We start from the raw sequence: 16,395 nt of genomic DNA, 5'->3' as shown, positions 1-16,395 counted from the left end.
AAACGGAAGTAAAAATCTTGGTTTTACCTTTGAAATTAAAAACAAATATTGTTTTGTGTTGTTTTTCGTTTTTTAATATCTGTTTTCTACTATATATATACCTCAAACAGGGATCGGTGTGTTGCTGCGATATTCAAATTGTGGAAGGTTCTCCAAATGCCGCTGTTTGTATGAAAAATAGTCTTGAAACCGCCCGCCAGAGGGTGTAGTATACAAGATATCAATTTCATATGACTCGTATAATATTGGGGATATGGCCCAAAAGTTTCTACCGGATGACCACTGTAATCGTCCGACTATGAGTGATAGCGCATCAGCTTCGGATGAATGCGGGCATTTTATTTGTGCGCCAATCCGTCAGGGATTACGACCCCAAGGACAGGCTTCACTTGAGAAACGACTCAAGGGAGCTTGTCCTTTTTTGGTTTTCGCAGGTTTTATTCTATTTTAAAGTACAGAGGAGCGATATTCGCATAATGAAAGCTTTGGAAGAACGTATTCGTCAAGAGGGACAGATTTTATCCGATACGGTGTTAAAGGTAGATTCATTTTTGAATCATCAGGTGGATACAGCATTAGCATTGGAGATTGGCAAGGAGTTCGCACGCCTGTTCGGCAATGCTCCGATTACCAAGGTACTTACCATTGAAGCTAGTGGTATTCAATTTGCGATGGCTACTGCTATTGCCTTGGGGGTACCGTTCATTTATGCGAAGAAAAAGAAGGCGATCACGCTGAATGAACAGGTATACTTCGCAGAGGTTCATTCATTCACTCGGCAGGAAACCTATCAGGTGAGCATTTCCCAAAAATATCTCGATGCTAGCGACCATGTACTGATCGTGGATGATTTCTTGGCTACTGGTGCAGCTTTGGTCGGACTTACGGATATTGTGAAGGAAGCAGGAGCGGAACTGGCCGGAGTCGGCTGTGTAATTGAAAAGAGCTTTCAGGAAGGCCGCGGGTTGTTGGAGCAAAGGGGCATTGCCGTACGTTCTCTTGCGCGTATCGCTTCCATGGCACCGGGCGAAGTCCATTTTATAGAGGAAGCTGGCATGGTGATTCCTCCCGTTAAGGAGAATGTGGGATGTTAAGTAAACAAAAATTATTTGCGCTGGGCTTCCAGCATGTCATGGCGATGTACGCCGGAGCCATTGCTGTTCCTCTGATTGTAGGGGGAGCACTTCACCTGACGCCAGCCCAGATGGCCTATCTAGTGGCTGCTGATTTATTCACTTGCGGGATTGCTACATTATTACAGATTATGGGCACACGCTTTTTTGGAAGTAGATTGCCTGTCATTTTGGGCTGTACGTTTACGGCAGTAGGACCCATTATCGCAATTGCTTCGACCTCAAATCTGGCGACAGCGTACGGTGCCATCATTTTGTCCGGTATATTTGTGGTGCTTGCGGCACCGCTATATGGCAAACTGTTACGCTTTTTCCCAACAGTGGTTACCGGCTCGGTTGTTACGATTATCGGTCTATCCCTTATTCCGGTGGCGATGAACAATGTAGCGGGTGGTCAGGGCAGCGCGGATTTTGGACAGCCGCGTAATTTACTGCTGGCACTGGTTACACTACTGGTTATTCTGCTTGTCAATCGAGTAGCTAAGGGCTTTTTACGCTCGATTTCCGTACTTATTGGTCTGTTCGCAGGTACTGTGGTCGCCTATGCGATGGGAATGGTGCATTTTGCTCCCGTAGCGGATGCTTCATGGGTGAGTATTGCGCAGCCGTTTTATTTTGGCAAGCCAGAATTCAGCATTATGGCGGTATGCACGATGATTATCGTCAATATTGTCAGCATGGTCGAGTCTACGGGGGTTTATCTGGCAGTAGGTAAAGCGATTGATCAGAAGGTGGAACAAAAGCAAATCGTCAATGGACTTCGTTCGGAGGGGCTCGCGATTATGCTGGGCGGTATTTTTAATGCGTTCCCTTACACGGCCTTCTCGCAAAATGTGGGTCTGATCTCGCTAACTCGCGTCAAATCGCGTAACGTTATTTTTGCTGCGGGCGGCATCATGGTCGTTCTCGGTTTGCTGCCTAAGCTGGCTGCCCTGACGACAGTGATTCCTAACGCTGTGCTGGGCGGGGCAATGATCGTCATGTTTGGCTCGGTTGCTGCATCAGGTATGTCTATTTTGTCAGAAGTAGATCTGCGGAAGGAAAGCAATCTGCTGATCGCAGCATGCAGTATTGCTGTAGGCCTAGGCTCAGCTGTTCTGCCGCAAATGTTTGACCAACTGCCTAGCTTTGCCAAAATGCTGCTGCAAAATGGTATTGTATCGGGCTCGATTACGGCAATTGTCTTGAACATCGTTTTGGCAAGAAAACAGGGTGAATCGGTCAAAGGTGTAAATGTCTCGGAGGTTCCACAGAAGGTTTGATGAATAGGAAATAAACCAAAATAGCCGGAAAGAGGACGTAGCCTCTTTTCCGGCTGTTTGGCATGGGGTTACCAAGAGCGGGTTATAGTGGTGGATGTTTTCGGACCACGGTGCAGCTTCCCGAAAGGGGGTGAAGCCGATGGTCACACTTGTGTCGTGCTACGATGTGTTGCGTTGGATGGTTACGTTACTAAGCCTGGTGTTTAGTATTCGTAAACTTTATCGCTGGCTGCGTCGGAAATTTCGGAACAAGCGAAAACCCACCGCTTGATTAGGTTAGGCGCCTAACGGTGGGTTTAGCTAAGCATTTAGCGCGCCGTGGTGATCCACAGCCTTTCAAATCCTAGGAGTCTTTGCCGTTGGCGCGGCGAAGGCTCTTTTTAGTATACGGATACGGTGGATATCTCTATACCTAATTTTAGCACGTGAATTGCGTGCATGCAATGAATAGTCACAGCCTTGATTCTAATCGTATCATTCAAATTTAAAATATTACGCTGCATTTGTTGACAAGCCAGTAGCAACAAAATAAGATAATCCTAATTCGTAATAAAAAGGAATAAAGGAAGAAAACAGGTGTGAGCCGGACAACTCTATATACGAGGTTTTGTTGAGACGATGTAGATAGTTGTTGAGCGTGTTCACTTAAAAGGGAAGTTCGGTAGATTCCGACACGGACCCGCCACTGTATACAGGCATCAGCAGGGTACTGCTGGAGCTTTCAGAATAGCCACTGGAACTGTGAGGAACCGGGAAGGCCTGAAAGATAAGCCTGGAGTCAGGAGACCTGCCTGTTTTGACATCACTGTCAGACCCACGGGATGCTGGGGAGGTGGTTAGGCGTGCTGCATACGGAATGTCTGAAACCGATCTGATCCCTTCTATGTTTTTGGAGTTGGCTTTGAGGTGAGTTTTGACATTTTATAATGAAAGCATTTCTGACTGCTGGTCAAGTGGTTGGGAATGCTTTTTTCGCGTTTTGCGTTAGGTTTATACGATATTTTACAAGATAGAGGAGGAAATGTGGGATGATAGGCAATCGTAATAGGCGTTCATGGTTCATATGTACAGGATTGCTGCTGCTGATGGCAGTTATGGCTCTTTCGGGATGCGGCACAGCCACGAAGACGGAGGATAGCTCAGGCAAGGGTGAGAATACTCCTGCACAACAGACTCCAGCAGGTAAAAAGCTGGTGATGGCGTATACGTGGAAACCGTCAGGCGTCGATCCGCATGGAGACAATAGCTGGGATGTGATGCGTTCCGGTGCCGGTGAGACACTCATTCGTTTGAATGAAAAGTTGGAGCCTGTGGCTTGGCTAGCCAAGGAATGGAAGCACGACAGTCCTAACGTGTGGACGTTCAGCTTGCAGGATAAGGTCACTTTTCATGATGGAAAGAGTATGGATGCAGTAAGCGTAAAAGCATCTTTGCTGCGCTCTATCGAGAAAAGTCACCTGGCGAAGGATTTACTGGATGTGAAGTCCATTGATGTAAATGGCCCGCTGACGCTGAAAATCACGACAAACCAACCGAATGCAGCGCTGGCATCCAATCTGGCTGATCCGTCAACAATCGTGCTGGATGTGGCATCCATGAAAGATGAGCAGAGCTACCCTGCAATGACAGGTGCTTTTAAAATCAAAGCCTTTAACAAGGATCAATCCTTGGTCGTAGAGCGTTATGATGGATATTGGGGCGAAAAGGCACGACTGGCTGAAGCAACGATGAAATTCATTACGGACGGTAATTCGCGCCTGATGGCGTTGCAATCCGGTGAGGTGGATGTAGCGACGGATATTCCGGTAGATAACGCAGAGGTATTAAAAAAGAACGACAAGCTACAAGTGCTGTCGGCTCCGTCCTTGCGTACCCATATGATTGTGTACAACATGGAATCGTCTGTGTTCAAGGATGCGGCCAACCGTAAGGTGGTGGACAGTCTGATTCCGCGCGCATCCATTGTGAGCGCCGTCATGAGGGGCTACGGTACGGAAGCAAGCAGCCCGTTTCCGAGTATCCTTCCCTTCGGTAAGATTGAGCGCAAAGCATTGAACGGAACGGCAGAGCAGTTGTTGACGAAGGATGGCTGGCAAAAGGATGCCCAAGGCACATGGTCCAAGCAGGGCAAGCCATTCGAGGTTACGCTGCTGACCTTCCCTCAGCGTCCGGAGCTATCCGTCATGGCTGAGGTTATTCAGAGCCAGTTGCTGAATGAGGGAATCCAGGTCAAGATTCGCAAGGTGGAAAATATCGACGAGGCGTTGACCAAAAACGATTGGGATTTTGCTATGTACAGCATGCTCACGGCCCATACAGGGGAACCGCAGTATTTTATGGACATGTTCTACTCCTCTACAAGTGAAGCTAATGTAAGCCGTTATGCTTCCAAACCGCTGGAGGATATTCTTCACAGCCTGAAGTTGGCAAACGATACCACACAGCGTAATGCGGTAACACTGCAAGCACTGGATATTATCAATACAGACTTGCCGCAGTCGTTCATTGTACACCCTGACAATGTGTTTGGCGTGAAAAAAGGGGTAGAGGGCTTTACGCCGCATCCGATCGAGTATTACTACATTACAGCGCAATCCGATATTGCGGAATAACGAGCTACGTATCCTATGATTCGTTTTATACTGGAACGTGTGGCGCAGCTGCCCATCATTGTATTCGTTGTATCCACGCTGACTTTTGTACTGATGAGGCTGGCCCCTGGTGACCCTGCCCTCATTTTGCTCACCGCGCATAATGTTCCTGCTTCTGGGGAGGCGCTGACCGCGCTGCGAAACGAACTGGGCTTGAATGAGCCGCTTCATATTCAATATGTGAACTGGCTGCGGGATGTGTTCACGGGACATTGGGGAACCTCATATGTGTCCAAGGAGTCGGTGCTAAACGAACTGTGGAGCAGACTGCCCGCTACGGTGGAGCTAGCTTTGGCGGGCTTTGCCGTCATGACGGTGCTTACGCTTGGGATGGGGCTGGCTGCCTCGCTAAAAGTCAGCGGTCCACTAGATCGTCTGGGCAGGCTGTTCGCTTTGCTAGGATCGTCGATCCCTTCTTTTTGGCTTGGTTTTCTGCTAATCTATCTATTTTCCGTTCGCTTGGGCTGGCTCCCATCCATGGGAAGGGAGGACTGGACACATTTAGTACTCCCAGCGCTGACGCTTGGTGCAGGATTGGGAACGGTGCAAGCTCGTGTATTGCGCGCTCAAATGCTGGAGCTGAGTGACCGCAATTTTGTGAAGGCAGCGAGGGCTCGCGGTTTTTCCCGTATGCATATTCTCTTTTTTGAGCTATTTAAACATGCCGTTCTGCCAATGATTACGCTGTTAGGTACGAATCTATCATTTATGCTGGCAGGTAACGTCATCGTAGAGACCATTTTTTCATGGCCAGGGTTGGGCAAGTATTTTATAGATGCAATTACGCAGCGGGATTACCCGGTGATTCAGGGATATGTTATGTTTGCTGCATTTTTAATTGTAGGTGTTCAGTGTTTGGTGGATGTGGTCCAGACGGTGATAGATCCAAGGCTGCGTTTGCGTTAAGGGGGAAGCTGAAAATGAAAAAGATACGGCTTTCCTTTAGAGGAAGCTTGCTGACAGGGGGCGCACTGTTTGGCCTGATCGTGCTGCTCGGATTGCTGGCTCCATGGGCCGCCCCTCATGATCCTCTGCATGTGGACCTTCTGAACCGTTTGGCACCACCCAGTCGGAAATATCCTTTTGGTACGGATCATCTGGGTCGGGATGTGCTGTCACGGCTCATTTACGGGATTCGGACGAGTGTGCTAATCGCTTGTGCGATTACGGTAGCTACGCTGTGTATCAGTCTGCCCACAGGCTTGCTCATTGGTTATGTGCGAGGGCGCGTGGATCAGTTGATTATGCGGGGAATCGACGGCGTACTGGCTTTTCCTGATATTATTTTAACGGTAGCGATTGTGGGTATTTTGGGGCCGGGTTTCGCCAACATGGCCCTAGCGATTATTGCGGTACGGTGGGCGGGCTATGTCCGCTATATCCGTAGTTTGGTTCAAAAAGCTTGCCAGGAGGACTATGTACGGTATGCCCGTTTGTCCGGTAATTCACACGTGCGCATACTAAGACGTTATGTATTGCCACAAGTATGGCCGCAATTGTTGGTTTATGCGGTATGGGATATCGGACACGTGGTGTTAATGATCGCTGGGCTCTCCTTTCTTGGATTGGGTGTACAGCCGCCCAAGCCAGAGTGGGGTGTGATGCTACATGATGCAACCTCGTATTTTCAGGTGGCTCCGCATGTTATGATCTTCCCGGGTTTGGCGATTATGCTGTTTGTGCTTGCCTGCCAGCTTCTGGGTGATCATTTTTCGGAAAAGGAGGCGGCGAAATAGTGGGGGAGCGACCAGTCATGGTGTGGAAGAATACGATAGAACAAGCATACATGCAAAAGCCGTTGTTACACGTGGAACATTTGGAGATTTGCCGTACAGGTGTAAGAGCCAGCGGAAGCGAAAGCAAACCGCTATTACGGGATGTGAACTTTTCCGTCTACCCAGGGGAAATTGTAGCCTTGACTGGGCCAAGTGGATGCGGCAAAAGCCTGACCGCACACGCAATCGCGGGTATGCTGGACCCGGGTGTTGTTGTTACGCAAGGGTGCATTTACTATAACGGGGAAGACATTATCCAGTTCCATGAACAGCGCTGGCAAAGACTGCGCCGTGAGGAAATTGCCCTGCTCATTCAGCAATCGCTGAGCGGGCTGAATCCGATCCGTACCGTCCGCGCCCAGCTGACGGATACGCTTAGACTGAACGGGGGGCGCCTGATGCGCGCCCAGAAGGAGCTGGGGCAAGCTGATGCTGCCCCGTCCCACACTGCATCGCAGCCCCAGGGTGTGCTGTCACGGATGCGGCTGATGCTAAATCGTGTCACAGAGCTGGCTGGAGGCCGTACTATTCCAGGGCAGGAAGCCTATTTGTGTTCTCTGCTCCGCAAGGTCGGTTTTGCCGATCCTGAGCATATTCTGTCATCATATCCTTTTGAACTAAGCGGAGGTATGTGCCAAAGGGTACTGCTGGCTGCAATGTTAAGCTCTGGTCCGCGCCTCTTTATTGCCGACGAGCCTACTACAGCGCTGGATGTTATTAACCGCGACAAGGTTCTGGCCTTGCTTCTACAGTTGAGGGAAGATTTCGATCTCACGATTTTGTTAATTTCACATGATCGTCAGGGGATAAGCCGCATAGCAGATCGGGTGCTGGAGATGACCCCGGAAGGAAGGATGCAACCGTGATACTGGAATTGAAGAACGTCACCAAAGCTTACCCTGTCCGCAGACGGAGAAAAGGCTGGTTCAACACGAGACAGAGTGAGCAGCAGGCTATACAGAAAGTGAGTCTGGAATTACGACAGGGAGAATGCCTTGGATTGGTTGGAGAAAGCGGAAGTGGCAAAAGTACGCTGGCACAGTGTATTCTGGGGCTGGAGTCGTTGACCTCGGGGGAAATCTGGCTGGATCACCGGCCCATACATACTAGAAGGATGAAGGATATTCATCTGTACAAACGAATCCAGTTGGTTGCGCAGGACTCGGCCTCTTCACTGCATCCCCGTATGACCATTCAAGATATTTTGATGGAGCCGATCCGTAACTATTTTCCTAAGCGAAAGGTAAGGGCGCTGGATATCTGCCTTTCCTTACTGGAATCGGTAGGGTTGGAGGCTGACAGTCTGGGAAAATACCCTGCACAGCTAAGCGGTGGACAAAAACAGCGGGTGTGCATTGCTCGGGCGTTGGCGGTTGAACCAGAAATCATCCTGTTCGATGAATCGGTCGCCAATTTGGATACGTCAACCCAGTCCTCCGTGCTAGACATGCTCAAAAGAATGCAGCTCGAACGCCAGCTGTCCTATCTTTTTATCACCCATGATCTTCAGTCCACCCGTACGTTCTGTGATCGTGTTGCCGTCATGGTTCAGGGAGAGATCGTGGAAATATTTGAGGATTGGGATGAAGAACTATTGAAGCATGAATACACGCGTGCCCTATTTCAAACATTGGGGGATTAATCCATAAATTTAATATTATACAAATTCAAAATAAATAATAGCTCTGCTTGCCGAATATTGTTGACAAAATATAATGTGGTACCTATTCTAAATATGATTATGATAATCATTATCACATATATAGAAAAGGGGAAATACATTGATGTCCGTTCGACACCGCAAGACTGCCACCCTTATGTTGGTGACACTCCTCTTATTATCCGTTATTCTGGGCTGCGCGAAGCAGGAGAACACACCTGCATCCACCTCTACTAACGGAGCTGCCAATGAAAAGTCGATCACGCTATCGTGGCCACGGGATATTGGTACAATGAATCCTCACGTATACAACCCTTCCCAACTTTTTGCACAATCCATGATTTATGAGCCGTTAGTCAGCTACAAGCAAGGAGGCAAGCTGGAGCCTGCTTTGGCTGAATCTTGGACCATATCCAAGGACGGCAAAACATATACGTTTAAGCTGCGTAAAGGTGTGAAATTTTCCGATGGAACGCTATTTAATGCGGCGATTGTCAAAAAGAACTTTGACGCTATTATGAAAAATGAGAAAACGCATAGTTGGCTTGGTATAGTAGGCGTTCTCGACAAAACTGAAGCTGTAGATGACAGTACGTTCCGAATGACGCTCAAAGAGCCATACTACCCGGTTCTTCAGGATCTGTCTGTCGTTCGCCCGTTCCGGTTTTTGGGTGAAGCCGGGTTCCCGGATGATGGAGATACGTCCAAAGGAATTAAGAAACCTGTAGGTACAGGACCTTGGATGCTGGATGAATACAAGCAGGATGAGTATGCAACCTTTAAGCGTAATCCGAATTATTGGGGTACTGCACCGAAGGTGGACAAAATTACGGTCAAAATTATTCCCGATGGTGAAACACGTGTAATGGCCTTTGAAAAAGGCGACCTGGATCTGATTTATGGAGAGGGTGTTATTAGCCTGGATGCTTTCAAACAGCTTCGCGACACGAATCAGTATGTTACTACGCTGTCCGAGCCTGTTGGCACAAGAAGCCTGTTGCTCAACTCGTCCAATCCCAAGCTGGCAGACCTTCGGGTACGTCTGGCACTCCAGCATGGATTTAACAAGCAGGCGATGGTGGAAGGCGTAACCTCAGGGCTGGAGGAAACAGCGGATACGGTTTTATCCAAAAACTACCCATATACAAATGTGGACTTACAGCCAATAGGCTATGATGTGGAAAAATCCAAAGCATTGTTGGAAGAGGCTGGCTGGAAGCTGCCCGCAGGCGGCACAGTACGGGAGAAAGACGGACAACAGCTGGATTTTGAGCTGATTTTCGACAAGACCGATCCGATCCAAAAGGCGATGGCTGAAACCATTCAGGCCGAATGGGGAGAGCTGGGTGTCAAAGTGAATCTGACCGGACTGGAGCTGACGGTTCAAATCAAGCGGCTTAGATCCAACCAGTTTGATCTGTATTTCTGGTACAACTATGGTGCGCCTTATGATCCGCATTCCTTTATTAATGTTATTGCCAAGAAGAGCTTCGGAATTTCTGAGGTGTTGAGCGCCCTTCCCATGAAGAAGGATCTGGATCAGCAAGTACACGAAGCACTTTCATCGACAGATAAAACCAAGCGTCAAGAACTGTATGCTTCGATTTTGAAGACGCTCCAAGAGCAATCTGCCATTGTGCCTATTTCGTATATTAAGAAAACGGCAGTGTATCAGAAAAAGATTACTAACTTTGTTTTCCCAGCTAATCGGGATGAAAATCCATTTGAGGGAATTGAAATTGGAAAGTAACTGAAACGGTGAGGTAACGTTAATTTACAGGATAGGAGGACAACTTATGATTAGCTATATCGGGAAGCGAATGGTAGCGGTCATTCCTATTGTTCTCTTTGCCACCCTCGTTACCTTTGCACTCATTCACATTTCACCGGTTGATCCCGCTGAAGCTTATTTGACGGCTGCTCATATTTATCCTACCCCGGAAGTTCTGGAGCAGAAAAGACATGAGTTCGGACTGGATCAGCCATTGCTGACACAGTATATGCATACAATTCAAAGAATCAGTCGGTTGGACTTTGGTACTTCGTATCTGACCAACAAGCCCGTGTGGGATGAGGTGAAGGCTCGATTGCCTGCCACTGTTGAGCTGGCCTTAAGCAGCATGGCACTATCTATACTGGTGAGCATCCCGTTAGGTGTATTGGCGGCGATGCGTAAAAATGGCTGGATCGACATGCTGAGTCGGGGGATTTCGTATTTCGGAGCGTCTATTCCCCAGTTCTGGCTGGGATATTTGTTAATCTTCTTTTTCTCTGTCCGATTGGACTGGCTACCTGTAGAGGGTCGGGGAACGTGGCAGCATCTGGTGTTACCGACGTTGACTCTGTCGCTGGTTCTGATTGCTTTATATACGCGCCTGTTGCGATCCAGTGTGCTGGAACAGTTTCAGGAAACGTATGTACAGTATGCCAGAACCAGGGGAATACGCGAGCGGGTGATTATGCTCAAGCACATACTCAAAATGGCTATGACTCCGCTAATAACAAGTATGGGCATGAATCTGGGCAAGTTGCTGACCGGAACGATTATTGTGGAGCAGGTGTTTTCATGGCCTGGGTTTGGCCGTTATTTTGTGGAGGCCATTTTTAACCGGGATATTCCCGTCATACAATGCTATGTGTTTCTGGCGGCATGCCTGTTCATCGTATGCAATTTGCTCGTTGATCTGGTGCAGTTGTATATGGACCCCCGAATTTCCTCGAAGGGACGAGCAGAGCAGTGATGATAAGGTTGCGTAAAATGTTTAAGGATCAAAAGGTAATCGTGGTTTGCTCTGTCGTGCTGGTAGCCCTTTTTATCATAATGGCGCTGGCTCCGTGGCTGGCTCCCCATGATCCCGTTAAGGTCAATTTACTGCATAAGCTGGAAGGTCCTTCAAAAGAGTATTGGCTGGGAACGGATCATCTGGGTCGGTGTAATCTATCCCGGCTGCTGTATGGAGCACGAATTTCGCTCGGCTTTGCGACATTAATTTTCCTGTCCTCGCTAAGCATCGGTGTTGTAATCGGATCAATTGCAGGTTATTTGGGCGGTTGGGTCGATAGTGTACTGATGCGGTTTTGCGAAGGCATTATGGCGTTTCCCAACTTGGTGCTTGTGCTCGGCATTGTCGGTATTTTTGGGCCGGGTCTCATGCAGGTGCTGTTTGCCTTGATGCTGGTGCAGTGGGTGTACTATGCCCGAATGTGCCGCAATATGGTCGTCAGTCTGAAAGAGCAGAATTTTATAGCGGCCGCAAGGATTAGCGGCTCCTCCTCAGGGGCCATTATCCGGCGGCACATCATTCCAAATGTGCTGCGGCCGATTGTGGTCATTGGTACGCTGGAGATGGGCTGGGCGATTATGGATATCTCCGCGTTGTCATTCCTTGGTCTAGGTATCCAGCCGCCGACTCCTGAATGGGGAGCCATGATTCATGAGGGAACGGGATACATCCGCAGTCATCCTGAATTAATGATTTATCCGGGTATCATGATTCTGGTGGTGGTAATGGCCTTCAATATATTGGGGGAGACGCTGTCCGACCGATACGGGATTGCCAAACGTCAGTAAAACAGGAGTGGGGACAACGATGAATGACACGGCCAAGACGCAGGTGCTGGAGGTCAGCGGCTTGCAGGTAAAGCTCAAAACTGATGCAGGGGCGGTATCTCTACTAGAACCTACCCATTTTGAACTGAAAAAGGGGCAGATTCTAGGTCTTGTCGGCGAGAGTGGGAGCGGCAAAACAGTAACCTGTAACGCGCTTCTCCAGTTACTGGATCGTCAGACGATGGATGTGGAAGGCAGTGTCCGTCTGAACGGTCGTGAGTTGAACGGAATGGCAGCTGAGGAGATGCGCCGCATTCGGGGCAAGGAAATCGCTTTTATTATGCAAAATCCGATGAGAGCTTTTACGCCAGTGTATACGATTGGGGATCAGTTTATGGAAACGATCCGCACGCATACCGGATTAACCAAACAACAGGCTCGCGATCTTGCCATAACGGCTCTGGAAAATATGAATCTGCCTGATCCAGCCAAGCTGATGAAACGTTATTCGTTTCAGTTGAGTGGCGGGATGCTGCAACGGGTCATGATCGCCATTTCCATGTGCCTGCGGCCAGCAGTGGTTATTGCGGATGAACCGACAACGGCACTCGATGTGGTTAATCAGCTACAGGTGCTGAGAGAGTTGGATCGCTTGCGTACGGAATATGACACGTCTATTTTGCTGATCTCGCATGATCTGGGTGTCATCTCCCAAATGGCGGATGAAGTGGCAGTGATGCAGCGGGGACGTATTGTTGAGCAGGCAGAGGTTTTTCAGTTGTTCGACCAGCCAAAGCATGAATATACGAAAATGCTGCTGCAGGCCAGACCTAAGTTGTCCCTTCAGGGCATAAATCAGTAGGGCGATTAGTTACCTGTTGGATACTTTCAAAAGGGGAGCGAATGCGTGTGCTGCAAGTGAAGGAAGTAACTCATAGCTATAGAAAGCGCAAATGGCTGGGCCGCTCCGAATCACGTCTCCCTGTGCTCACTGATGTGTCGCTTACCATAGAGAGCGGATTTTGTCTGGGACTGCTGGGAACCAGCGGAGCGGGGAAGAGCACGCTGGGCAAGGTTATTCTGGGGCTGGAGAAGCCGCAGGAGGGTCAGGTACTGTTTCAGGGGCAGGACATCTATAATGGAAGTCCTCAAGTACGCAGGGGATTGCGACGGGATATGCAGGTTGTATTCCAGGACTGCTATTCTGCTGTAAACCCTCGCATGACCGCCGGACAGATTGTCGGAGAGCCTTTGGATAATTACGAGCGGTTATCAGTGCAGGAACAAAAAAGAACGGTAGAAGGCCTGCTGGAGCGGGTGGGTCTCAAGCCAGAGGATCGGAATAAATATCCGCACCAATTCAGCGGTGGACAATTACAGCGGATTAATATTGCACGGGCGATTGCGCTCAGACCCAAGCTGATCGTGCTGGATGAGTCCGTCAGCAGTCTGGATATGGTTCATCAGATGCGCATTTTATCCCTGTTGGAAGAGCTGAAAACTTCATTTGGATTGTCATATCTGTTTATCACGCATGATATTCGAGCGGCTTACGCCGTCTGTGATGGCATTGCTGTGATGGAACAGGGGAGATTAATCGAGCACTGTGATAAGAAAGATCAGATTTTTGAATCTGCTCACCCGGCTGTGCAACGTTTAATTTCGTCCATTTTGCCGGAGCACCCTGCAGACCGTCTTCCACTTCATGAATAACAACTGACCCGCAAGGGTCTTTTTTTGTGCAATATCTGGTTAGATAATCGAAATGAAATTTGCTAGTTGTATTATTTGAATAACTCGTTATAATATAAAATCATAGTAAATTACTTGGATTTCAAAAGGGGATATCACTTATGAAGAAATCTGCTTTAGTAGCAGCGATTGGCCTATCTCTTGTGTTATTAACGGGTGCTTTGAGTGGATGTTCCTCGAAGGAAGTGGCATCAGGGGATAAGGTACTCTATGTGGGGACACAAAATGACTACCCGCCGTTTGCTTTTACGAATGATAAAAACGAGCTGACCGGATACGATGTGGAAGTAGTCAAGGAGATCGATAAGAAGCTGGACGGCTATAAGATTGAATTTGTACCTTCGGGCTGGGATGCGATATTCCTTGCGCTGGATGCGAATAAAGTTCAGATCATCGCAGATGAAGTTGCCAAAAATCCGGAGCGTGAGAAGAAGTATCTGTTCTCGGATGAGTCCTATTTCTCCGCTCAGTCGGTTATTATTGTGAAAAAGGGTAGAACGGATATCCATTCTCTCAAGGATTTGGAAGGCAAGAAGGTAGCCGCCTCGGTAGGGGATTCCTATACGCAGTTGCTAGAGCAGTATAATGCGAAGAACGGGAACAAAATTATTTTAAAATATAACGATACAGGCACTTCGTCCGATAACCTCCAAGACGTGCAAAATGGCCGAGTGGATGCTTATGTGAATGATCCAGTGATGGCCGCAGCAACGATCAAGAAGGAAGGCTTGCAGGTGGAAGCTGTGGGCGAGCCTGTGCAAAGCGATAATATCAATCTGGTGTTCAAAAAGGATAAGCAGGGTGAGGAGTTGAAAGCTAAAATCGACCCGATTATTAAAGAACTTAAAGCGGACGGAACACTGAAAAAATTGTCTGAACAGTGGACAGGCGGAGAATTTATTCCTCAGTAATAACAATGTAAAAAGTAGAGTGGGGTTCCTATGGAAAAGCTGTTTGATTTAGATTATATGCTGAAAAGCCTTCCCCAGATCGTGGAGTATCTCCCTGTTACATTATGGATTGCGTTTGTCTCCATGCTGCTGGGTGCGATCATCGGGTTGGCTACGGCCTTAATCCGGATATACAAGGTGCCTGTCTTGGCGCCCTTGTCTACGTTGTATGTCTCGTACATCCGGGGAACACCGCTCATTGTGCAGCTGTTTCTCGTATATTACGGAATACCCAAGTTTTTGTATTATTTTCAGAGCGAGTATGGCTTCTTACAGCAATTTAATGTCTATGTCATTCCGCCCGAGCTGTTTGCGTTGCTTTCATTTTCGTTGAACCTTGGAGGATATTTGTCGGAGACATTCCGGGCAGCGATTCATTCAGTCGATCGGGGACAATTTGAAGCTGCCAATTCCATCGGCATGAGCCAAACACAGATTATGCTCAAAATTGTATTGCCGCAGGCGCTAACGGTGGCTTTGCCCAATTTGGGAAACACACTGATCAGTACAGTGAAGGATACATCTTTTATTTTTATGATTGGTGTCGTCGATATGATGGGACAGGCCAAAATTATGGGCGCGCGAGCGTTGGCTTTTTTTGAGGTCTATGTTGCGGTGTCTTTGATCTACTGGTTGGTGTGCATCATTATTGAGCGCGGGCTTGTTGTGCTGGAGAAGCGTATCCGAATATACGAAAGAAGTGAATAAGGGCATGATCCAACTTCATCAAATTCATAAGCATTTTGGGCAGCATCATGTGTTAAAGGGCATAGACCTGACGGTGGGCAAGGGAGAAGTCGTGGTCATCCTGGGACCAAGCGGATCGGGGAAGTCTACACTGCTGCGTAGCATTAATTTTTTGGAACAGCCAACCAGCGGTATCATTGAAATTGACGGTCTGAAGGTAGATGCGGCCAAGGCAGGAAAAAAGGACATTCTCGGATTGCGGATGGCAACGGCAATGGTATTTCAGCAATATCAGCTGTTTAAAAATTTGAATGCACTCCACAATGTGATGATGGGTCTGACCAGTGTGAAAAAGATGGATCGCAAGCAGGCAAGGGAGATCAGTGAGGGCATTTTGGAAAAGGTCGGGTTAAAGGATCGTATGACCTATTATCCTGCCCAGCTTTCGGGTGGACAGCAGCAGCGTGTTGCGATTGCCCGCGCTTTGGCGCTGAATCCGCAGGTGTTGTTGTTCGATGAGCCGACCTCCTCACTTGATCCTGAGCTGGTGGATGAAGTACTGTCCGTGATTCAAAAGGTGGCGAGTGAAGGCAATACGATGATTATTGTCACGCATGAGCTTGGTTTTGCGAGGGATGTAGCGAATCGGGTCGTGCTGATGGAGCATGGTGCGATTGTAGAACAGGGGCCGGTGGAGCAGTTTTTCAATCATCCGAAGGAAGAACGGACACGGCAATTCCTGGGCAAAGCTTTGGGGCAAAGAACGTTACAGGACCAGCCAGCATCGCCATAAAAGTACGTGAATGGGTTAAAGGTATGTGCAGTGCTGTAGATTCATTGCAACTATCGTAAAAAGCACGCTAAACAAGTCGCGGGAGGCAGGAAAGTCGGCGCTTGTTTTGCCGTGCTTTTTTAGCTTTACATTCGAAATTATTTTCCGTTGCAAAGTAGCTAATCACCCTTATTCATGATAAA

The 16,395-nt window shown here is 48.3% G+C and carries 15 protein-coding genes and 2 riboswitches; all 15 genes read left to right on the top strand.

Features of this window, described 5'->3' with window-relative positions:
• The first annotated feature begins 215 nt into the window (after positions 1–215).
• A riboswitch (purine riboswitch) is annotated at positions 216–319 on the top strand.
• Positions 320–476: 157 nt separating this feature from the next.
• The 15 genes from EGM68_RS25025 to EGM68_RS24955 all read left to right on the top strand — a co-directional run bounded on the left by EGM68_RS25025 (position 477) and on the right by EGM68_RS24955 (position 16,213).
• On the top strand, positions 477–1,094 hold the full coding sequence (locus tag EGM68_RS25025; protein WP_025675736.1) for a xanthine phosphoribosyltransferase: 618 nt from the start codon (positions 477–479) through the stop codon (positions 1,092–1,094).
• Positions 1,088–2,395, top strand: coding sequence for a nucleobase:cation symporter-2 family protein (locus EGM68_RS25020; RefSeq protein WP_016822599.1), 1,308 nt, complete (start codon positions 1,088–1,090; stop codon positions 2,393–2,395). The genes EGM68_RS25025 and EGM68_RS25020 overlap by 7 nt, the downstream gene beginning before the upstream one ends.
• A 605-nt stretch (positions 2,396–3,000) precedes the next feature.
• Positions 3,001–3,204: riboswitch (cobalamin riboswitch) on the top strand.
• A 219-nt stretch (positions 3,205–3,423) separates the two neighbouring features.
• Positions 3,424–5,007: an ABC transporter substrate-binding protein gene (locus EGM68_RS25015; RefSeq protein WP_129550237.1), complete on the top strand. Its 1,584-nt coding sequence runs from the start codon at positions 3,424–3,426 to the stop codon at positions 5,005–5,007.
• A 15-nt stretch (positions 5,008–5,022) separates the two neighbouring features.
• On the top strand, positions 5,023–5,952 hold the full coding sequence (nikB, locus tag EGM68_RS25010) for a nickel ABC transporter permease (protein ID WP_129550236.1): 930 nt from the start codon (positions 5,023–5,025) through the stop codon (positions 5,950–5,952).
• A gap of 14 nt (positions 5,953–5,966) precedes the next feature.
• Positions 5,967–6,782 carry a nickel transporter permease gene (nikC, locus tag EGM68_RS25005; RefSeq protein WP_058830978.1) on the top strand — a complete coding sequence of 272 codons (816 nt, stop codon included), beginning with the start codon at positions 5,967–5,969 and terminating at the stop codon, positions 6,780–6,782.
• Positions 6,782–7,687: an ATP-binding cassette domain-containing protein gene (locus EGM68_RS25000; protein ID WP_129550235.1), complete on the top strand. Its 906-nt coding sequence runs from the start codon at positions 6,782–6,784 to the stop codon at positions 7,685–7,687. Before nikC (EGM68_RS25005) ends, EGM68_RS25000 begins: the two co-directional genes overlap by 1 nt.
• Entirely contained in the window at positions 7,684–8,463 is a 780-nt protein-coding gene (locus EGM68_RS24995) for an ABC transporter ATP-binding protein (RefSeq protein ID WP_129550234.1), read from the top strand. The genes EGM68_RS25000 and EGM68_RS24995 overlap by 4 nt, the downstream gene beginning before the upstream one ends.
• A 142-nt stretch (positions 8,464–8,605) precedes the next feature.
• The gene (gene nikA / locus EGM68_RS24990; protein ID WP_129550233.1) at positions 8,606–10,231 is read left to right on the top strand and encodes a nickel ABC transporter substrate-binding protein; all 1,626 of its coding nucleotides are present in this window, start codon (positions 8,606–8,608) and stop codon (positions 10,229–10,231) included.
• Between the two features lie 46 nt (positions 10,232–10,277).
• Positions 10,278–11,222 (top strand): nickel ABC transporter permease subunit NikB, encoded by a 945-nt coding sequence (gene nikB / locus EGM68_RS24985; protein ID WP_129550232.1) that lies wholly within the window; start codon positions 10,278–10,280, stop codon positions 11,220–11,222.
• Positions 11,222–12,052: a nickel ABC transporter permease subunit NikC gene (gene nikC, locus EGM68_RS24980; RefSeq protein ID WP_129550369.1), complete on the top strand. Its 831-nt coding sequence runs from the start codon at positions 11,222–11,224 to the stop codon at positions 12,050–12,052. The genes nikB (EGM68_RS24985) and nikC (EGM68_RS24980) overlap by 1 nt, the downstream gene beginning before the upstream one ends.
• 19 nt (positions 12,053–12,071) lie before the next feature.
• Positions 12,072–12,893, top strand: coding sequence for an ABC transporter ATP-binding protein (locus EGM68_RS24975; RefSeq protein ID WP_129550231.1), 822 nt, complete (start codon positions 12,072–12,074; stop codon positions 12,891–12,893).
• A gap of 41 nt (positions 12,894–12,934) precedes the next feature.
• Positions 12,935–13,744, top strand: coding sequence for a nickel import ATP-binding protein NikE (nikE, locus tag EGM68_RS24970; RefSeq protein ID WP_013373736.1), 810 nt, complete (start codon positions 12,935–12,937; stop codon positions 13,742–13,744).
• A gap of 140 nt (positions 13,745–13,884) precedes the next feature.
• The gene (locus EGM68_RS24965; RefSeq protein ID WP_040102554.1) at positions 13,885–14,694 is read left to right on the top strand and encodes a transporter substrate-binding domain-containing protein; all 810 of its coding nucleotides are present in this window, start codon (positions 13,885–13,887) and stop codon (positions 14,692–14,694) included.
• 30 nt (positions 14,695–14,724) lie between these two features.
• On the top strand, positions 14,725–15,441 hold the full coding sequence (locus tag EGM68_RS24960) for an amino acid ABC transporter permease (protein WP_016822612.1): 717 nt from the start codon (positions 14,725–14,727) through the stop codon (positions 15,439–15,441).
• A gap of 4 nt (positions 15,442–15,445) precedes the next feature.
• Positions 15,446–16,213 (top strand): amino acid ABC transporter ATP-binding protein, encoded by a 768-nt coding sequence (locus tag EGM68_RS24955; protein ID WP_129550230.1) that lies wholly within the window; start codon positions 15,446–15,448, stop codon positions 16,211–16,213.
• The last annotated feature ends 182 nt before the right edge of the window (positions 16,214–16,395 follow it).

It is taken from the genome of Paenibacillus sp. M-152 (assembly GCF_003856555.1).
GTDB classification, from domain to species: Bacteria; Bacillota; Bacilli; order Paenibacillales; family Paenibacillaceae; genus Paenibacillus; species Paenibacillus polymyxa_C.
Note: the sequence above shows the minus strand (reverse complement) of the source record. Positions and strands in the feature narration are given on the sequence as shown.